This is a genomic window from Blattabacterium cuenoti (assembly GCF_014252115.1).
GTDB classification, from domain to species: domain Bacteria; phylum Bacteroidota; class Bacteroidia; order Flavobacteriales; family Blattabacteriaceae; genus Blattabacterium; species Blattabacterium cuenoti_AK.
In genome coordinates this window covers 134,420-154,425 of the sequence record NZ_CP059211.1, presented here as the reverse complement: position 1 = coordinate 154,425, position 20,006 = coordinate 134,420, and the positions used below count along the sequence as shown (strand labels likewise).

Sequence of the window (20,006 nt, the reverse complement as noted above, 5' to 3'; positions counted from 1 at the left end):
TTTGTTTGATTTTCATTCAATATTACATTGAAAAATGTCAGATTTTTGGGATTTTTTCCAACATTTGTTCAATCCTAGATGGATATTTTTGTATTTCGGAAATACAGCTTTATTTATCCTGTTAGCTATTGTTTTTGCAGAAACAGGATTTTTTATCGGATTTTTCTTACCTGGAGATTCTTTATTATTTACTGCTGGAATTTTTGGGAAAGATTTATGCAAAAATTTTTATAATGTTCCTTTTTTTGTGATCATTTTAATTGTAGCAATTTTTGCTGTTCTTGGGAATATGCAAGGATACTGGCTAGGATATAAATCTGGAAAACTTTTATATAAAAAAAAAGATTCCTTTTTTTTTAAAAAAAAACATTTAATTTTAGCCAAATTGTTTTACAATAAATACAAAACAACTGCTCTTATTATGAGTCGTTTTCTTCCCATGTTTCGTTCTTTTGCCCCTATTGTAGCAGGAGCAATTCGTGTAAATTTCAAAAAATTTATGATATATAATATTATTGGAGCACTTGCTTGGACTTTTTCTATTATGTTATCTGGACATTATTTAGATAAAAGTTTTCCAGAATTAAAAAATCATCTTGAATGGATAATTTTATTAATTGTATTGATTACAACTTTACCAGTTTTTTTAAAAATGAGAATAGGTAAAAAGAAAAAAATATTTACCTAAATTTTTTACAGTTTATAAGTCTTTTATAAGAAAAAAATTTATGTATAAGAGCTTTACACTGACTTTTCATAATTCCAGATAAAAATTCTGTTCTAGGATGTAATTTTGTACCAGAATATATAAATCCTCTTTTTGATGGATTCGTAGTTCCACAAACAACTCTTCCTATTTGAGACCAAAATAAAGCTCCAGCACACATGATACATGGTTCCATAGTTACATATAAAGTGCACTCTCTTATGTATTTACTTTTCAAATAATTAGACGCTAAACTAATTACTAACATTTCTGCATGTGCAGTAGTATCACACAAAGCTTCAGTTAAGTTATGTGCTTTTGCTATAACTATATTTTGGTATGTAATTGTAGCACCTATGGGTATTTCATTTTTATGAAAAGCAATGAAAGCTTCTTCTAAAGCTATTTTCATAAAATAAAAATCTAAACATACCTTACTTTGATCTTTTTTCTTCTTTTTTATCTTTTTCTTCTTTATCTTTTTCTTCTTTATCTTTTTCTTCTTGTTCTTCTTGAATATCTTTAACTGCACGAGAATGTTTTACATTTGCTATTAATGTATGAGAAGGATGTAATATAGTATATTGATTATTATATAAGTTTTCGACAGTGATTCGGTCTCCTATGTCTAAAGAATCAATATTTAACTGAATGTATTCTGGCATTTCATCTGGTTTTGCTTTTATTTTTAATTTCCGAATAGTCGAATAATATACTCCTCCTTTCGTTACTCCAATAGGTCTACCAAAAGACTTAATAGGGATCTCTAATATAATAGGCTTAGATTTATCTATTTTGTAAAAATCTACATGTAATATTTTGTCACTAACAGGATCAAATTGTATTTCCTTTCGAATTGCATTGATATTTTGATCATACCCCTCTATGTTAAGAATAACACCATACACTTTTACAGTATATATTATATTTCTTAAATATTCTAATGAAGTAAAAAAAGGGATATTTATATTTTTTCCATATAAGATGCATGGTACTTTTCCAGAAAGTCGAATGGTACGAACTGCTTTTTTTCCAACATCTCGTTTTTTACCGTATATATTGACATATTTCATTACTTTTTATATTATAAATTTATTACTGATGGACTCATCTTTATGCACCGATTGCATAACTTCAGCAAAAAGCGGAGCGCAAGATAAAACTTCAATTTTATCATTTTTTTTCATTGAATTTATGGGAATTGTATCTGTAACTACCAATTTTTCAATTTCTGATTGATATATTTTTTCATATGAATCACCTGATAAAACAGGATGAGTAGCTATTGCACTTATAGTCTTAGCACCTTTTTTTTTTATTAAATTAGCAGCTTCTGTTAAAGTTCCAGCTGTATCTACCATATCATCTATGAGTATAATATTTTTTTCTTTAACATTTCCTATAAGATTCATAAATTCTATTTCATTTGCTTTTTTTCTTTCTTTATAACAGATTACTACATCTGTTCCTAAATAACCTGCATAGCTTCTAGCTCTTTTAGCTCCTCCCATATCTGGAGAAGCAATAGTTAATTGATCTATGTTTAATTTTTTAATATAGTCAATAAATATCCTGGATGCATATAAATGATCTACAGGTATATCAAAAAAACCCTGAATTTGATCTGCATGTAAATCCATAGTCATAAGTCTACTGGCGCCTGAAGCTACTATTAAATTTGCCATAAGTTTTGCGGCAATAGGTGTTCTAGGTTTATCTTTATGATCTTGTCTAGCCCATCCAAAATATGGAATCACAAGCGTTATGTTATGAGCTGAAGCTCTACGAGCGGCATCACACATTAATAGTAATTCCATTAAGTTATCTACTGGAGGAAAAGTAGAACCAATCAAAAATACTTGCGAACCACGAACAGATTCTGCAAAACAAGGAATATATTCTCCATCACTAAATTCTAAAAATTGTACTTTACCAAGAAAATTTCCATAATAATAAGCTATGTTTTTCGATAATTTTAACCCACTCCTTGTAGAAAAGAAGAAAACTTTTTGATTCATAGTTATATCTTTTTCTACAAAAATACTCTTTAAATTAAAAAAAATAAATACATTATTTCATACTGAAATCATGTTATGAAACAATATTTAAATTTATTAAAGAATGTATTAAAAAAGGGAATAAAAAAAAAAGATCGTACTGGTGTAGGAACAATAAGTATTTTTGGACATCAAATGAGATTTGACTTGGAAAAAGGTTTCCCACTTTTAACCACTAAAAAATTAAACATACGATCTATTATTTATGAGTTATTATGGTTTTTAAAAGGTGATACAAATACTCAATTTTTAATCAAAAATAAAGTTAATATTTGGAATAAATGGGCAAATAATAATGGTGAATTAGGCCCAATATATGGATTTCAATGGAGAAAATGGCCAACATACGATGGCCATTTTGTTGATCAAATCAATAATCTTATAAAAGAAATAAAATTTAATCCCAATTCTAGACGTTTAATTGTTTCTTCTTGGAATGTAGGTATGATTCAAGATATGGCATTACCACCTTGTCATTTGTTATTTCAATTTTATGTATGTAATAAAAAATTATCATTACTTTTATATCAAAGAAGTGCAGATATTTTTATTGGATTACCATTTAATATAGCTTCTTATGCGTTATTACTTAGTATGTTAGCTCATATCCTTAATATAAAAGGAAAAGAACTCATTCATACTATAGGAGATGCTCATATTTATAATAATCATATTCAACAAGTGAAATTACAAATGAAAAGAACTCCAAGAGCACTTCCTAAAATAATTATAAATCCTAATGTCAAAAATATATTTCAATTTCAATTTGAAGATTTTGAATTAAAAGACTATAATCCTTTTCCTCATATTAAAGGAGATGTAGCTGTTTAATTAATTATTTTCTTTCTAGTAACCAATTCTTGAAAATATTAAAATCGTTAGGTAAGGATACTTTTGGTTTTGTTTTTTTTGTTTTTAAAAAAACTTCCAACTCATGAGTTGGAACAATTTCTTTTCTTAAAAAAGAAGGCATATGATCTATAAATTTAATAGGATGAGCTGTTTCTAAAAAAACAGATGGTTCTAAAATATTATTACTATCTTGTAAATATTGTTTAAGGCCTAAATAACCAATAGATCCATGTGGATCTAACATATATTGATATTTTTTCCACATTATCTCTATAGTTTCTAAATTTTCTTTATCTGTGAATTTATAAGAAAATAATTTTTTTTTCAATTGAAAAATATTTTTTTGATATAAATACCATATTCTAGAAAAATTACTTGGGTCAGATATATCCATAGCATTTGATATAGTTTTCTTCACCGGAAGAGGATGATATTTTTCAGACTTTAAAAATCTAGGTATAGTGTCGTTAATATTTGTAGATGCAATAAATAATTTTATTGGTAATCCCATTTTTTCAGCTATCATTCCTGCGCAGATATTTCCAAAATTTCCACTAGGAACTGAAAAAATTAAATCTATTTTATTTTTATTTTTTACTATTATTTGTCTATAAGCTAAAAAATAATAAAACATTTGAGGAAGTAATCTTCCCACATTAATAGAATTAGCAGAAGTTAAAGTATATTTTTTGTTCACTTCTTTGTCTAAAAAAGCTTTTTTAACCATTTTTTGACAATCATCAAAATTTCCATGTATTTCTACAGATAGGATATTATTTCCTAGTGAGGTTATCTGTTTTTTTTGTAACGAACTAATCCCATTATATGGATATAAAATAATAACTTCTACTCCCGGTTTTTTATGGAACCCCTTAGCTACAGCACCCCCAGTATCTCCTGAGGTAGCCACTAAAACTGTTACAGTTTTGTCTAATTTCTCAGAAAAAAAACTTAAGCATCCTGCCATAAATTTAGCTCCAACATCTTTAAAAGCCAAAGTGGGACCATGAAAAAGTTCTAATACGTGAATATTATCGTGTATTTTTTTTAACGGAAAAGAAAAATTCAAAGTATCATGAATAATATTTTCAATAAATTTTTCCGGTATATATTTTCCAATATAAGGTTTTATTACAGACATGGCTACCGTATAAATATCATAAATTGGAAGTTGTTCAATAAATTTATTTTCTAGTTTAGGGATATATTGAGGCATATATAAACCACCATCAGGTGATAAACCTTTTAAAATAGCTTCTTCAAAAGAAGCTAAGTTCTTATAATTTTTCAAACTGAAATATAACATACATACATATATTTTTTAATAAATTTTCAATCTTACAATATTTTAACCCACTTAACTCCTCGTTTATTGATAGGAGAAGTATAGGTTTTATAATCAACTCTCAACGGAGAATATACCCTGTTCATGACTTCAGTAACTTTTTTTGCTGTATAATTCCCCTTGCTAAGCATAAAAACAGAAGGACCTGAACCAGAAATTCCACCACCTAGAGCTCCTATTTCCTTACACTTTATTTTTAATTCATAAAAGGCTGGAATAAGCATAGCTCGTATAGGTTCTACAATGACATCTTCTAAGGATCTACTTATTAATTCATAATCTTCCCTATATAAACCTGATACTAACGCTCCCACATTTCCCCATTGTTTAATAGCATCTGTCATCAATATTTTTTGTTTTAAAATTTCTCTAGCATCCGATGTTTTCACTTCTATTTGTGGATGTATAATACTAACCCATAATTCGTTAGGAGTATGTAATTTAGTGATGTCTAAAGGCTTATAGCTTCTAACCAATGTTAACCCCCCCATAATAGCAGGAGCCACATTATCAGCATGAGCCGTACCACTTGCTACACGTTCTCCTTCCATGGCAAAACGTATCAATTGTATACTACTAAAAGGATTTCCTAATAAAATATTAGCTCCAAAAACAATTCCAGCTGCACTGGCTGCACTAGATCCTATTCCGCTTCCGGGTTGAATATTTTTGATTAATTCTATTTCAAATCCTATTTTTTCTTCATTATCAAATTTTTGTTTTTCTTTATATTTTTTTAACAAAAATTGTAAAGCTACAAACGCTACATTTCTTTTTGGATCATTAGGTAATGATGTTCCATATATTCGATTAATACGTATTCCTGGATTTTTAGATTTATATAAAAAAATTTCATCTTTAGGAGAATCTAAGGCTAATCCAATTACATCAAAACCACAAACTAAATTAGCTACAGTAGCTGGTGAAAATATTTTAATTCCCTTCATGATTTTTATTTAGTAGCTTTAATAATATCTGAAAAAACTCCAGATGCAGTGACTTCTGCTCCAGCACCTGCTCCTTTTATGATAAGAGGTTGCTCAGAATAACGAAATGTATTATATAAAACCATATTATCTTTTCCTTCTAGTTGGAAGAATGGATGAATCTGTTCTACAGATTCTAACCCAACATAAGCTTCTCCATTTTCATAACGGGCAATAAAACGTAAACGTTTTTTATCTTTTTCTGCTTCACTTCTAATTTTGAAAAAATAATTTTTGTATTTATATAATTCATGATAAAAATTATCTATAGAAGTAGAACTTGAACAAGTTTTCGGAAGAAAAGATTTTTTATGAATATCATTTAGTTCTAATGGAGAACCACATTCTCTTGCCAAGATTAGTATTTTTCGCATTACATCTAATCCACTCAAATCAATTCTAGGATCTGGTTCTGTATATCCTTTTAACTGAGCTTCTTTTACTACTTCCAAAAAAGATTTTTCTCCTATAAAACGATTAAATATAAAATTTAAACTTCCTGATAATACAGCTTCTATTTTATTTATTTTATCTCCACTATTAATCAAATCATTCAAAGTGCTAATCACTGGAAGACTAGCCCCCACATTAGTCTCAAATAGAAATGGAGCTTTAAAATGTCTAGAAAGTGTTTTTAATTTTTTATAATGATCATAGTCAGAAGAACAAGCTATTTTATTACAAGTTATAACACCTATTCCATTTTTTAAAAATTTATCATAAGTCATAGCCATTTCTTCACTAGCTGTATTGTCTACGAATAGACTATTTCTTAAATTAAATTTCCATACTTCCTCCATAAAGGAATATATATTCATATTAACACTTTTTTGATTCAAATATTTTTTCCAATCATTTAAATTGATTCCATTATCATTAAAATACATTTTCTTACTATTAGCTAATCCAATGATTCTCACTTGAAGTTTTAATTCTTTTAGTAAATAATTTTGTTGTTGATTTATTTGTTCCAATAATTTACTTCCTACTTTTCCTACTCCACAAATGAAAAGATTAATTTGTTTTGGGGGGCTTTCAAAAAAAGCTTCATGTAAAGTATTTAATGCTTTTTTAAAATCGTTTTTTTTAATAACAGCTGATATATTTTTTTCGGTAGAACCCTGTGCAATAGCTCTAACATTAATACTGTTTCTTCCTAAAGAAGAGAACATTTTTCCACTAGTTCCATGAAGATTTTTCATATTATCTCCTACTACGGCTATGATACATAGATCTTTTTCTATTCTTAATGGATCAATACGTCTTTGATGAATTTCTTGAGAAAATTCGCTATCTATTACAGCTTTTGCTTTGATAACATCTGTTTCATGAATTCCTGCAGTAATTGAATGTTCTGAAGAACTTTGAGTTATAAATATGACGTTTATTTTTTCACGTGATAATGCTTCAAATAAACGTTTGGAATATCCAGGGATTCCTACCATTCCACTTCCTTCTAACGTAAGTAATGCCATATTCTGAATTCCGGATATACCGGTAACAGGTTGACTAATATTTATATTTTTGTTAATATAAATTAAAGTTCCTGAATCTAAAGGAGAAAAAGTATTTTTAATTTGTATAGGAATATGTTTTTTCATAGCAGGTTGAATTGTGGGAGGATAAATAACTTTTGCTCCAAAATGTGATAATTCCATTGCTTCTTCATAAGAGATTTCTTTTATGGGAAAAGCTTGGTTCACAATTTTTGGATTTGCGGTCATCATTCCACTTACATCTGTCCATATTTCAAGTAAACTAGCAGATATAGCTGCTGCTATTATGGAAGCAGTATAATCAGATCCTCCCCTACCAAGAGTAGTAGTTTCGTTTTCTAATGTACAACCAATGAATCCTGGTAAAACAATATATTCTGATTTTTTTTCACGAAAAAACTGAATAATATGATGATTACTTGTGATAAAATCTACTTGTGCGCATCCGAATTGAGAATCTGTAATAATTAAATCTCTGCTATCCTTACAAGTTGCATCTAATCCAGATTGTTTTAATTTTTCTGCAATGAGAAAAGAAGAGCTTAATTCGCCAAAACTCATAATTTTGTCTAAAGAACGGTTTGAAAGTTCTTCTACTTGAAAAACTCCATCACATAAACTTTCTAAATCATTTATATTTTTTTTAATCCAACTGATTAAATGACTTTGATAAGTGATAGGAAATAATTCTCTTATAATATTGAGATGTCTAATTTCTATTTCTTCTAATATATTTTTATAAATATTTTTTCTTTTAGAAGCTAACTTACCACATTGTATTAATTGATCCGTAATATTTCCTAATGCAGATACAATAACAGCATATCTTCCTTTTGGTTTCTTTTCTAATAAAGAACAAATACGTTTTATAGCATCAGAATGAGCTACGGAACTACCTCCAAATTTTAAAACTTGCATTTTTGAATTATTTTTTAAAACAATTTTCCCATTAAATAATAATGTGGACAAAAATAATGATAATTTATGGAGACTGTTTTTTTTTTGTTTTATATATATAGAATTTCAATTCTTGAAAAAAAAAAGAATAAAATACTTTTTAAAAACGAATGAAAAATGAGTAAGAATAAGGGTGAAAACGATTCTAATTTATATTTCATTATTATAATATTTCATAACTTTAAATCATTCATTACTCATATCAGTGTTGTTTTTGTTGAAACGACGAATATTATGTTTATGAATAAAAATTAAAGAAAGCATATTATGCATTTAACTTCTTATGAAAAGGAAAAAATTCTTCTGCATATGGCTGGAGAATTGGCAAAAAAACGTTTAAAAAGAGGATTAAAATTGAATTATCCTGAATCTTTAGCTTTAATCACTCATTATATTATGGAAGGTGCTCGTGATGGAAAAACAGTAAAGGATCTTATGTATGAAGCAGGAAATATTTTAAATGATGAACAAGTTATGGACGGAGTCCACGAATTACTTAATAATGTACAAGTAGAAGCTACTTTTCCTGATGGAACAAAGTTAGTAACTATACATCATCCTATTAAAAAAAATATAAAAAAAAATTCGAATTTGATTCCTGGACAATATGATCTTCTAAAAGAAGACATTGTATTCTTTCCTGAAAGATCTCGTATAAAAAGAATTGTATCCAATACAGGAACTCGACCTATCCAAATAGGATCTCATTTCCATTTTTATGAAGTAAATTCTGCTCTTCTATTTAACAGAGAAGGAACAAAAGGATATAAACTAGATCTTCCTTCCGGAAGATCTGTTCGTTTTGAACCAGGAGAAACAAAAGAAATTATTTTAGTAGAAATTGGAGGAGACAAAAAAATTTACGGATTTTCAGGGAAAGAAAATACAATTATATGAAAAAAATAGATAGAAAATCTTATGCAAGTATGTATGGGCCGACTAAAGGGGATAAAATTCGTTTAGGAGATACTTCGTTATGGATTGAAATAGAAAAAGATTATACCAATTATGGAGATGAATGTGTTTTTGGAGGAGGAAAAGTTATTAGAGACGGAATGGGACAACATCCGTTTGCTACAAGAAATGAAGGAGTTTTAGATTTAGTGTTGACTAATGCTATTATTGTAGATCATTGGGGAATAGTAAAAGCTGATATAGGAATTAAAAATGGTATCATTGTTGGAATAGGAAAGGCTGGAAATCCATATTTTATGGATAAAGTGAGTCCTAATATGTATATTGGAGTAGGTACAGAAGTCATTTCTTCAGAAAATATTATAGTAACAGCTGGAAGTGTGGATAGTCATGTTCATTATATATGTCCTCAATTATTTGAAGTTGCATTAGAAAACGGGACAACTACTATTATTGGTGGAGGATCAGGTCCATCTACTGGAACAATAGCTACAAATTGTACTTCAGGAGTATGGAATATTCAAAGAATGTTAAAAAGTACAGACCATATTCCTATTAACTTCATTTTTCTTGCAAGTGGAAACAGTTCTCATTCAGAAGCTTTAACAGAACAAATAAAAGCCGGTGCAGGTGGGTTAAAAATACATGAAGATTGGGGGAGTACTTTACATGTTATTGATCAATGTTTGAATGTAGCGGAAAAATTGGATATACAAGTTAATATCCATACAGATTCCCTAAATGAATCAGGTTATGTAGAAGATACCTTAAAAGTATTCAAAAATAGAACAATTCATACTTATCATACAGAAGGAGCTGGTGGTGGACATACTCCTGATTTATTAAAAGTTATATCATTTTCTAATATTTTACCTTCGTCAACAAGTCCCACCATGCCCTATACTTGTAATACTATAGATGAGCATTTAGATATGCTGATGATTTGTCATCATTTAGATTCTTCTTTACCAGAAGATATTGCTTTTGCTAAATCACGTATAAGATCTGAAACTATTAGTGCAGAAGGAGTTTTGCATGATATAGGGGCTATTAGTATGATAAGTTCAGATTCTCAAGCTATGGGACGGATAGGAGAGATAATAAAACGAACATGGCAAACAGCTGATAAAATGAAAAAACAAAGAGGTTCTCTGAGTGAAGAAACTTCGAAAAATGATAATTTTAGAATTAAAAGATATATTTCAAAATATACTATAAATCCTGCTATCACTCATGGTATTTCTGAATATGTCGGGTCAATTCATATAGGAAAAATGGCTGATTTAGTTTTATGGAGACCTTCTTTTTTTGGAGTTAAACCTGAATTAGTTATAAAAAGTGGAATGATTGTTTATGCAAGCATGGGAGATCCTAATGCTACCATTCCTACACCTCAACCTTTTATGTATAGAAAAATGTTTGGATATTTTGAACCAAAATTAAGCTGTATTTTTGTCTCAATAAATGCAATAAATAACGGTTTTTTTGAAAAAAATAAAATCAAAAAACAAATAAAAATAGTAAAGGGTTGTCGTTCTTTATCTAAGAAAGATATGATTTTAAACGAAAAAACACCTAATTTAGAAGTGGATCCTAAAACTTATAATGTTTACATAAATGGAGAAAAAATCATTTCTCGTCCTTCTAATGTTTTACCTCTTTCTCAAAGATATTTTTTATTCTGACTGTTCTGACTGTATAAAATAAATATATAAAAAGATACCCAGAGCGGGATTTGAACCCGCATGATATAAAATCACTGGATTTTGAGTCCAACGCGTCTACCTGTTTCGCCATCTGGGCTTTTTATAATTAGCAATGAATTTATAAAAATTCTAAGAATAATTTAAAAAATTTTTTCTATCTTTATTTTCACTTTTTTAAAAAAAGTTACTCCTTCTTCATTTTTTTCATGTAAATAAATAACTTTTTTTATATTAGATAAATAAATTAGCTTACAACATTCTTTACATGGAAAGTGAGTGATAAATATAGAGGCCCCTTCACAAGAGAAAGAAGAAGATAATATTTTTAATATTGCATTTGCTTCTGCATGTAAAACATACCACTTGGTGTTTCCATTATGATCTTCACAAAGATCATCAAATTCATTGGGTGTACAATTATATCCATCAGATATGATTTGATTATTTTTAACTATAACAGATCCTACTTTTTTTTTTTTACAAAAAGATAATTTTGATCGTTCAATAGCTATATTCATATATTTCATATCATTGTATTTTTTGTGAATCATTATGCAAATAAATAAATATGAAAAAAATATATAGTATTCAAAATACAAAAATTAAAGATTTGATAAAAATTTATCAAAAAAAAAATTCTATGAATCTTTTTTTTGTTGAAGGTATAAAAGAATTTGAAATGGCTATAAAAGGGGATTATTTTCCAATAAGAATATTTATATGTGAAAAAATATTTTATAAATATAATATGATTCAATCATTTCATTCCATCACTTTTGTTATTAACATGAAAATTTTTAAAAAATTAGCGTATAGAGAGAATTCAGGTGGAATTATTGCTTTATTTAAGGAAAAAAAATATATAAATCAGTTAAAAAATATAAAAGTTTCTAATAATAATTCTTCTATAATACTTATTCTGGATGGAATAGAAAAGCCTGGTAACATAGGAGCTATGTTAAGAATAGCTGACGCCACAAATATTCGTATTGTAATATTATGTAATGTAAAAACTTATGTATATCATTCTAATATTATCAGATGTAGTTTGGGGTGTATTTTCACAAGACAAATTTTTCTTGAAAAAATAGAATCAATCATGTATTGGTTAAACAAAAATAAAATAAAAATTATAACAACAGGATTTCACAAACATAAAAAAACGATAGACCTATATCGGACTCAATTTACAAATTATAATAATATAGCTATTGTTTTTGGTTCTGAGAGTGAAGGAGTATCCAATATTTGGTTAAAAAAAGCTGATCAAATTATAACTATTCCTATGTTTGGATGTATAGATTCATTAAATGTAAGCAATGCAATGGCAATAATAATATATGAAATGATCAGACAAAAAGGAAGTTTATAACTTCTTTTCATATACGTAATCTATTTTCAGGTTTTTTTTTTGGGTAGCTTCTACAGATAATCGATCACAATAATCATTAATATAATGATAATTATGACTTTTTATCCACTGAAATAGAACAAAGTGTTTATAAAATAAATTTAAGAATCTTTTCCATAAATCTACATTTTTTTTATTGTGAAAGTTATTTTTTTCCCAGTTATAAATCCATTTTTTTTGTACAGTATTTACTATATATTTGGAATCAGTAAAAACAACAATATTTTGCTTTTTATTTTCTATTTTTTCTAATCCTACTATTACTGATAATAGTTCCATTCTATTATTAGTTGTATAACGAAATCCTTGTGAAATTATTTTTCTATTATAAGAATTGCTAAAAAATGTTTCTATAAAAATTCCATATCCTCCTGGTCCTGGATTTCCTTTTGAAGAACCGTCAGTATAAATATGAATTATTTTGTTCACGAATAATTCATGTAATTAATTATTTCATTTTTCATGTTCAAATTTTTCTAATTGATATTTAATTAAGTTAAAACATTTTTCTTTTAAATTATTCTTGTCTTTTAACGATAAATTTTTTGTTGATATAGAATGATGTTGTTTAATTCTTAATCTACCTGGTCCTCCCCTTATAATAGAAGAACTGGGAAATTTTTTTTTGATATCAGCTATAGTAAAAGGGATAATAGGTATTTTTTTTAAAATAGCGAAAAAAAAAGCTCCGTTTTTAAAATGATCCAATAAAATATAAGATTTAGGAACACCACCTTCTGGAAAAATACAAACGCTTTTTCCAGAATCTACTTTATTTTCTATTTTTTTAAATACTTGTATACAACTAGATAAATTTTTTCTATCAATAAGAATATTACTTTTTTTGTACACAAATCCAAAAAAAGGAAGCTTAGCTAATTCTGCTTTTCCCACAAAAACTAAAGGATGGTTCCTCATTAAAGAGTAAATTAACATAATATCCATAATAGAACTGTGATTGCTAATAATCACGTATTGTTTTTTTTTATCCAATATTTCTTCATCTTTTTCTAAAACATACCAAAAACCCATAAGAAACAGGTTACTTCTAGCCCACATTTGGTGAAACCAATATGCAATAGGATAATATTTTTCTTTGAAAAGAAATGGAATAGAAGCTCCAGCCCATAAAGGAATTAAAAATATGTTGATCAAAAAAAACCATATACGCCATAACAATATCAATGGTATTTTTATAATTTTCATTAAAAGATAAAATTAATAGAAATATATAAAATTCATTCTAACTTTAGAAAGTTTATTTATTTTAATCTTAAATTAAATTGAAACACGATATAAAGTTTTTTTTTGTAAAAATATAATCTTTATGTCAAAAAATGTTTTCTGATAGAGATGATATATATATGTATACATTAGGAGAGTTTATTATAGAAAATAAAGGTTGTTCTTCACATTCAATCGAAGGATTGTTACGGTTATTTAGTTCTATAAAGTTAGCTTCTAAAGCTATTCATAAAGAAGTTAATAAAGCAGGACTAACAAAAGAAATTATAGGAAGTTCTGGTATTACTAATATTCAAGGAGAAAATCAGCAAAAATTAGATAATTTTGCTCATAGAGCTTTTATTGAATCTTTTAAAAGTAGAAATGTTGTTTGTGGAATAGCTTCTGAAGAAAGTAAAGATTTTATAGTGATAAAAAAAGAAAAAAAAGAAAATAATAATCAATATATTGTTTTAATAGATCCACTTGATGGTTCTTCTAATATAGATGTAAATGTATCTATTGGGACTATATTTTCTGTATATATGAGAAAGTCTTCTATTCGAATGAATTTGACAATAGAAGATTTTTTGCAAAAAGGAAGTCAGCAAATTCTTGCAGGATATATTATTTATGGATCTTCAACTATATTGGTATACAGCATTGGAAATGGAGTAAACGGATTTACTTTAGATCCTTCAGTTGGGACATTTTATTTGTCTCATCCTAATCTTTGTTTTCCTAAAACTGAAAAAATTTACTCTATTAATGAAGGAAATTATGCTAAATTTTCCAATGGGATTAGGAGATTTATTAGATATTGTCAAGAAAAAAAAGGAAATAGACCCTACACAGCAAGATATATTGGATCTTTAGTGGGGGATTTTCATAGAAATTTGATAAAAGGTGGTATATATATTTATCCTAAAACTGCTTCTTCTCCAGAAGGGAAATTAAGATTGCTTTATGAATGTAATCCAATGGCTTTTCTATCGGAACAAGCTGGAGGAAAAGCTTCTGATGGAGAAAAACGTATTCTAGATATAAAACCTATTGAATTACATCAAAGAACACCATTTGTGTGCGGTCCAGAAAAAATGGTTTCTAAATTAGAAGAGTTTATGGTAATTTGTAAATAAAATAATTTTTTTATTGAAAATGAAATTTAAAGAAAGGAAAACGAAAGTTTTTGAAAAAGTCATAAAAAATGGAAAATATTTATTTTTTTATCCTGTTTTATCTGTTTTTTTATCAGAAAAAAGTTTTGAAAAAAAACTATCGATCAATCTCGTTGGAACTATAGTAAAAAAAAAAATTTTAAAAAATCAGTTCAAAGAAATAGAATAAAACGTTTATTGAAAGCTTCCTTTTTTATAAATAAAAATATTTTAGAAAAAAATCTTATCAAACAAAATTATTATATAATTTTTATTTATCAGTCTTATTGTTTTCCCACATTTAAAAATGTGAATGATTCTATTATAAATATTTTCAATAAAGTAAACAAAATTATTGTTGAAATAATTGACCTGCATTAGATCCAAAAATTTTTACTGCAAAAGCTAATAAAACAATTCCAAATATTTTCTTTAAAATATCCAAACCATTGGTTCCTATTTTTTCGGCTATAAAATCACATTTGTCTATTACAAAATAGACAATAATCATATTCAAAATAAGTGATAAAAGGATAACATTTACGTCATAAGTTGCTCTTAATGAAATTAAAGTAGTTAAAGACCCGGGACCAGCTATAAGTGGAAAAGCTATTGGAACAATAGAAGTTTGAGCATTTTCTGTAACCTTATGAAGGTCTGTTCCTAATATCATTTCTAAACCTATTAAAAATAAAACTATAGATCCTGCTACAGAAAAAGAATGTACATCAATCCCAATGATTTTAAGCATAGGTTGTCCTAAAAAAAGGAAAGATAAAAATATTACAAGAGAAGTGATTATAACTTTTTTAGTGTCTATAATATTTCCCTTTGACTTAAACCCCATGATTATGGGTGCATTACCTAATATGTCTATAATGCTAAAAAGTATCATAAAACAACTAATTAATGAATTGATCCATTCCATAAATTTTTATGATTGATACACTTTTTTTTGCAAAGTGATTATAAATTAAATAAAAATATAATCAATATCATTGATTAAAAAAAAAAAAAACTTAATTTTCACGGAAATAGAATTATTTAAAGTCCATTTTCATAAGCTTTCCATCCTACATTTCTATACTTTTCTGCTACTATTTTTGGATTCAAAGATTGATAAATAGCTTTTCCCACAATAATAAAATCACTTCTATTTTTTTCAAAAGCTTGGATAGGATGAATATAATTATTTCCTATATTTTTTTTTTCATCGAAATGAATACCAGGGGTAAATAATAATAATCTATTATCTACTTTTCTTTGTGCTACAGTACCAATAACTTTTGGATTGTTCAAAGAAATATTTAACGCTTTTCTTATGTAATTGTCATCAGATAATCTTCCATGAGAAGACATCTCCGATATTGTAATCAAACCCATATTAGGAGGAATATTTAAATTTTGAATACTCATGCTTCCAGAAAGCACATGCGCCGTAATGATGTCAGCCCAAGAAGAGATTTTATGTATTCCATAATGTAACTGAAGGTGGTTTGTACTACTAACGTCACATAATTTTCTATCTTCTAGTAATAAAAAGTTTTTTTCTATAGAAATATTTTTTAGATAATTTATAAATGAATATGAAAAATCATTTATAATGTCCACATGGAGTTTTAATCCACAAATTAAATCTCCAATTAAATTCACCAATTTTAAAATATTTTGAGTGTATATCAAGTCAGCAGAAACTATTAAATTTGTTTTTTTTTTCAACGTAATATCTATCAGTTTTTTTCCTATAGGATGAGATATTATTTCTTTTTTCTCTTCATAAGAAATACGTTTATTTTGAAAGTTTTTTGTATTTCTTTTCAGAAAAAAAAATTGAATTATATGTATTTCTTTTTCTTTTAAAAAATTTTTTTTTTCTAATATTTTAAAAATTTCTCCTATTCGAAATAAAGTTCGGATATTGTATCCTCTTTTTTTTATATTTTCTATTCCTCCTTGTTCTCTATCTAGAATAGACATAATATTTTTAATTATTAACCCTTCTTTTTCAAGATCTATTACAGTTTTTAATAAACTATCTCCACTTGTAATTACATCTTCTATAATTAAACAATTTTGTCCTGTTTTATATATTCCTTCAATCATTCGTTCTGTCCCGTATCCTTTATTTTCTTTTCTTTTAATGATCAGTGGAATTTTAGATCTCAAAGATAAAGTAGTAGCTATAGGTAAAGCAGCGTATGGAACCCCACAAATTAGTTCAAAATCATAAGACGGAACTTCACTGATTAGTAAATCCGATAATTTGATTAATAAATCCGGTCTAGAAGCTATTGGACGAAAATCTATATATATAGGAGAATTCATTCCACTTTTTAACGTGAAATTTCCAAATTTTATAATTCCTAAATTGTAAATTTCTAAAAAGAATTGTTCTTTTTCTTCCATAAAAAAGCTGTTTTCGTAAAGTTAAAAATTTTATACTTGGATATTATTACAATTAATTTAATTGATGTGATTATGAAAAAAATAGATATATCTTCTAATATAAATGAAATAAAATTCCCATTATGTATTATGAATGCTTCAGGTGTTCTTTGTTCTACAGAACGAGAACTATCTAATTTACTAGATAGTAATTCTGGAGGAGTTGTTACAAAAAGTTGTACATATAAACCAAGAAAAGGAAATGATTTACCTAGATATTTTGAATGGGATGGAGGAAGCATAAATTCCATGGGATTACCTAATTTTGGTATAAAATTTTATCTAGATTTTTTAGAAAAAAAAAAAATAAATAAACCTATTTTTCTTTCTATATCCGGTTGTTCTTCAGAAGAAAATTATTTTCTTATTCAAAAAGCAAACGAATCTTCTAAAGTAACTGCTATAGAATTAAATTTATCTTGTCCGAATCTTCTTGAAAAAGAAGATATGTTAGGTTATAAATTTCATAAATTTATAGAAAATATATTTAAATTCAATAAAAAACCCTTAGGGATTAAATTTCCTCCTTATTTTCAAGATATACATATTAAAAATGTAGCTTTTATTTTAAATCAATTCCCTATTTTTTTTGTTACTTGTATTAATAGTCTACCTAATGGTCTTTTTGTGGATATTGATAAAGAATCAGTTGTAATACAACCTAAAAAAGGATTTGGAGGAATAGGTGGATCGATTATAAAACCATTTGCATTAGCTAATATTCATAAATTTTATACCTATCTTCGTAAAGATATTTCTATAATAGGATGTGGGGGGATTTCTTCTGGAAGAGATATTTTTGAACACATATTATGTGGAGCTTCTGTTGTTCAAATTGGAACACAATTTATGAAAGAAGGAATTTCTGTTTTTGAAAGATTGGAAAAAGAATTAATTTTTATTTTAGAAAAAAAAAATTATTCATCTTTAAATAATTTTAGAGGAAAGTTAAAAAATATTCAATAGGACTTAGAAAAAACTACTCTTTGCAAAGAGGGATTTCCAGAATAAATACATTTTCCTTTTTCTTTTTCATTATCATCCATCATAGGAATACAACGTATAGTTGCTTCTGTTTCTTCTTGAATTTTTTTACTTGTATTTTTTTTTCCATCCCAATGAGCAAAAATAAATCCTCCTGAATGATTTATTTGATTTTTAAAATCGTTATAATGATCTGATTTAATAATTAATTTCTCAGTTCTATGAAGAGCTTTTTTATATATACTTTTTTGTATATCATCTAATAATTTTGGTATTAAATTTTTCAAATTTTTCCAAGAAATAAACATTTTTTCATATGTATCTCTTCTAAAAATTTCTACTTTTTCATTTTGTATTTCATTTTTTCCGATACTGATTCTAATAGGAATTCCCTTCATTTCATATTCATGAAATTTCCATCCAGGAGTCAATATAGTTCTGTCATCATATTTGACTCGTATTTTTTCTTTTTTTAGAATATCTAAAATTTTTTTTGCTATTTCATTAATGATATAATATTTTTTATTGTAATATATTGGAATGATAACAATTTGTATAGGAGCAACTCTCGGTGGTAATATTAAGCCTTTATCATCAGAATGAGACATGATTAAACCACCTATTAATCTAGTAGATACACCCCAAGAAGTCGCCCATGCATATTCTTTTTTTCCGTTAAAATTAGTAAATTTCACATCAAAGGCTTTAGAAAAGTTTTGTCCTAAAAAATGTGAAGTTGCAATTTGCAAGGCTTTACCATCTTGCATTAAAGCTTCAATACAATATGTTTTTTCTGAACCAGAAAATTTATCCATATATGGTTTTATTCCTTGCAATACAGGAATAGCCATAAATTTTTCGGAAAAATTTGTGTAAATGTTTAATATCTTTAGAGCTTCTTCTTTTGCTTCTTTTTCTGTGGAATGAGCTGTATGTCCTTCTTGCCATAAAAATTCAGTAGTTCTTAGAAACAGACGGGTTCGCATTTCCCATCTTATTGCATTTCCCCATTGATTAAACAAAATAGGTAGATCTCTGTAAGATTGAATCCAACGTTTATAGGTACTCCATATTATACTTTCTGATGTCGGTCTAATGACTAATTCTTCTTGTAATTTGGATTCAGGATCAATAACTAGCTCGTTTCTATCTTTATTTTTTTTTAATTTGGAATGAGTTACTATTGCACATCCTTCTGAAAAAATTTTAATATGTTCTTTTTCTTTTAAGAAAGCAGATTTTGGAATAAGTAAAGGAAAATAAACATTTTGATGTCCAGTAAGTTTTAACATATCATCTAGTACTGTTTTCAATCTATCCCATAAAGAATAACCATACGGTTTTATAATCATAAAACCACGTATTCCTGAAAATTCTGCTAGACCAGATTTAATAACTATTTCGTTATACCATTTTGAGTAATTTTCACTACGTTTAGTTAATTGATTCATAAAAAAAACATAATAAAATGATTCTGTTTATTCATCTATGAAAGATATAAAAATTATTTAACACATTTAATTTTATTTCTAAATTAGAGTAATTTATTAAAAATATTATTGTATGGCCCATCCTAAAAGGAGACAATCTAAATCCAGAAGAAATAAGAGAAGAAGTCATTTGAAAATAAAAGAACCTTTATTAGTGAAATGTATTTTAACAAATCAAAAGCATTTATACCATCATGCATATTGGTATGAAAACAATCTTTATTATAAAGGAAAGATTGTTTTATGCAAAAAAAATAAATAAAAATTTTTTATAA

22 protein-coding genes and 1 tRNA gene are annotated in these 20,006 nt (G+C 26.8%); 10 read left to right on the top strand and 13 right to left on the bottom strand.

The window, feature by feature from the left end:
- The first annotated feature begins 34 nt into the window (after positions 1 to 34).
- Positions 35 to 688, top strand: coding sequence for a DedA family protein (locus H0H44_RS00730; RefSeq protein WP_185871768.1), 654 nt, complete (start codon positions 35 to 37; stop codon positions 686 to 688).
- On the opposite strand, the gene H0H44_RS00725 is transcribed toward H0H44_RS00730, so the two are convergent.
- From H0H44_RS00725 to H0H44_RS00715, 3 genes are read right to left on the bottom strand one after another with little or no spacing between them, the layout of a single operon-like run.
- Positions 681 to 1,118 carry a nucleoside deaminase gene (locus H0H44_RS00725; RefSeq protein WP_185871767.1) on the bottom strand — a complete coding sequence of 146 codons (438 nt, stop codon included), beginning with the start codon at positions 1,116 to 1,118 and terminating at the stop codon, positions 681 to 683. The two genes, H0H44_RS00730 and H0H44_RS00725, sit on opposite strands and share 8 nt — an antisense overlap.
- 22 nt (positions 1,119 to 1,140) lie before the next feature.
- Entirely contained in the window at positions 1,141 to 1,779 is a 639-nt protein-coding gene (locus tag H0H44_RS00720; RefSeq protein ID WP_185871766.1) for a 50S ribosomal protein L25, read from the bottom strand.
- A 6-nt stretch (positions 1,780 to 1,785) separates the two neighbouring features.
- The gene (locus tag H0H44_RS00715) at positions 1,786 to 2,724 is read right to left on the bottom strand and encodes a ribose-phosphate diphosphokinase (RefSeq protein WP_185871765.1); all 939 of its coding nucleotides are present in this window, start codon (positions 2,722 to 2,724) and stop codon (positions 1,786 to 1,788) included.
- 75 nt (positions 2,725 to 2,799) lie between these two features.
- On the opposite strand from H0H44_RS00715, the gene H0H44_RS00710 reads away from it, so the two are divergent.
- Positions 2,800 to 3,594, top strand: a complete 795-nt coding sequence (locus H0H44_RS00710; protein ID WP_185871764.1) for a thymidylate synthase — start codon at positions 2,800 to 2,802, stop codon at positions 3,592 to 3,594.
- 4 nt (positions 3,595 to 3,598) lie between these two features.
- On the opposite strand, the gene thrC is transcribed toward H0H44_RS00710, so the two are convergent.
- Genes thrC through thrA form a run of 3 tightly spaced genes read right to left on the bottom strand, consistent with a single transcriptional unit; the run spans position 3,599 to position 8,360 of the window.
- Positions 3,599 to 4,921, bottom strand: coding sequence for a threonine synthase (gene thrC, locus H0H44_RS00705; protein ID WP_185871763.1), 1,323 nt, complete (start codon positions 4,919 to 4,921; stop codon positions 3,599 to 3,601).
- Positions 4,922 to 4,953: 32 nt separating this feature from the next.
- Positions 4,954 to 5,907: a homoserine kinase gene (locus H0H44_RS00700; protein WP_185871762.1), complete on the bottom strand. Its 954-nt coding sequence runs from the start codon at positions 5,905 to 5,907 to the stop codon at positions 4,954 to 4,956.
- A 5-nt stretch (positions 5,908 to 5,912) separates the two neighbouring features.
- A complete protein-coding gene (thrA, locus tag H0H44_RS00695) occupies positions 5,913 to 8,360 on the bottom strand; it encodes a bifunctional aspartate kinase/homoserine dehydrogenase I (protein ID WP_185871761.1) in 2,448 nt (815 codons plus the stop codon).
- Between the two features lie 306 nt (positions 8,361 to 8,666).
- On the opposite strand from thrA, the gene H0H44_RS00690 reads away from it, so the two are divergent.
- A complete protein-coding gene (locus H0H44_RS00690) occupies positions 8,667 to 9,296 on the top strand; it encodes an urease subunit gamma (RefSeq protein ID WP_185871760.1) in 630 nt (209 codons plus the stop codon).
- Positions 9,293 to 10,999 carry an urease subunit alpha gene (gene ureC / locus H0H44_RS00685; RefSeq protein ID WP_185871759.1) on the top strand — a complete coding sequence of 569 codons (1,707 nt, stop codon included), beginning with the start codon at positions 9,293 to 9,295 and terminating at the stop codon, positions 10,997 to 10,999. Before H0H44_RS00690 ends, ureC begins: the two co-directional genes overlap by 4 nt.
- Before the next feature lie 35 nt (positions 11,000 to 11,034).
- Here ureC and H0H44_RS00680 read toward each other — a convergent pair.
- A tRNA-Leu gene (locus H0H44_RS00680) sits at positions 11,035 to 11,117 on the bottom strand.
- Between the two features lie 43 nt (positions 11,118 to 11,160).
- Positions 11,161 to 11,547, bottom strand: coding sequence for a deoxycytidylate deaminase (locus H0H44_RS00675; protein ID WP_238786144.1), 387 nt, complete (start codon positions 11,545 to 11,547; stop codon positions 11,161 to 11,163).
- A 41-nt stretch (positions 11,548 to 11,588) separates the two neighbouring features.
- On the opposite strand from H0H44_RS00675, the gene H0H44_RS00670 reads away from it, so the two are divergent.
- A complete protein-coding gene (locus tag H0H44_RS00670) occupies positions 11,589 to 12,392 on the top strand; it encodes an RNA methyltransferase (protein WP_185871757.1) in 804 nt (267 codons plus the stop codon).
- On the opposite strand, the gene H0H44_RS00665 is transcribed toward H0H44_RS00670, so the two are convergent.
- Positions 12,387 to 12,860: a ribonuclease HI gene (locus H0H44_RS00665; RefSeq protein ID WP_185871756.1), complete on the bottom strand. Its 474-nt coding sequence runs from the start codon at positions 12,858 to 12,860 to the stop codon at positions 12,387 to 12,389. The genes H0H44_RS00670 and H0H44_RS00665 overlap by 6 nt on opposite strands.
- Before the next feature lie 24 nt (positions 12,861 to 12,884).
- On the bottom strand, positions 12,885 to 13,637 hold the full coding sequence (locus tag H0H44_RS00660) for a lysophospholipid acyltransferase family protein (RefSeq protein WP_185871755.1): 753 nt from the start codon (positions 13,635 to 13,637) through the stop codon (positions 12,885 to 12,887).
- 158 nt (positions 13,638 to 13,795) lie between these two features.
- Between H0H44_RS00660 and fbp the strand changes: the two genes are divergently transcribed.
- From fbp to H0H44_RS03115, 3 genes are read left to right on the top strand one after another with little or no spacing between them, the layout of a single operon-like run.
- A complete protein-coding gene (gene fbp, locus H0H44_RS00655) occupies positions 13,796 to 14,794 on the top strand; it encodes a class 1 fructose-bisphosphatase (RefSeq protein ID WP_185871927.1) in 999 nt (332 codons plus the stop codon).
- A 19-nt stretch (positions 14,795 to 14,813) separates the two neighbouring features.
- The gene (locus H0H44_RS00650; protein WP_185871754.1) at positions 14,814 to 15,002 is read left to right on the top strand and encodes a hypothetical protein; all 189 of its coding nucleotides are present in this window, start codon (positions 14,814 to 14,816) and stop codon (positions 15,000 to 15,002) included.
- 8 nt (positions 15,003 to 15,010) lie between these two features.
- Positions 15,011 to 15,193, top strand: a complete 183-nt coding sequence (locus tag H0H44_RS03115) for a hypothetical protein (RefSeq protein ID WP_394798466.1) — start codon at positions 15,011 to 15,013, stop codon at positions 15,191 to 15,193.
- Here the strand turns inward: H0H44_RS03115 and H0H44_RS00640 are convergent.
- Together H0H44_RS00640 and pyrE are read right to left on the bottom strand one after the other, a co-directional pair.
- Complete coding sequence (locus H0H44_RS00640; protein WP_185871753.1) at positions 15,165 to 15,740, bottom strand: MarC family protein; 576 nt, start codon at positions 15,738 to 15,740, stop codon at positions 15,165 to 15,167. The genes H0H44_RS03115 and H0H44_RS00640 overlap by 29 nt on opposite strands.
- A 116-nt stretch (positions 15,741 to 15,856) precedes the next feature.
- Positions 15,857 to 17,218, bottom strand: coding sequence for an orotate phosphoribosyltransferase (pyrE, locus tag H0H44_RS00635; protein ID WP_185871752.1), 1,362 nt, complete (start codon positions 17,216 to 17,218; stop codon positions 15,857 to 15,859).
- 72 nt (positions 17,219 to 17,290) lie between these two features.
- On the opposite strand from pyrE, the gene H0H44_RS00630 reads away from it, so the two are divergent.
- On the top strand, positions 17,291 to 18,223 hold the full coding sequence (locus H0H44_RS00630) for a dihydroorotate oxidase (protein ID WP_394798465.1): 933 nt from the start codon (positions 17,291 to 17,293) through the stop codon (positions 18,221 to 18,223).
- Here H0H44_RS00630 and proS read toward each other — a convergent pair.
- Positions 18,217 to 19,692, bottom strand: coding sequence for a proline--tRNA ligase (gene proS, locus H0H44_RS00625; RefSeq protein ID WP_185871751.1), 1,476 nt, complete (start codon positions 19,690 to 19,692; stop codon positions 18,217 to 18,219). The two genes, H0H44_RS00630 and proS, sit on opposite strands and share 7 nt — an antisense overlap.
- Positions 19,693 to 19,804: 112 nt before the next feature.
- On the opposite strand from proS, the gene rpmF reads away from it, so the two are divergent.
- Complete coding sequence (rpmF, locus tag H0H44_RS00620) at positions 19,805 to 19,993, top strand: 50S ribosomal protein L32 (RefSeq protein WP_185871750.1); 189 nt, start codon at positions 19,805 to 19,807, stop codon at positions 19,991 to 19,993.
- Positions 19,994 to 20,006: the final 13 nt, after the last annotated feature.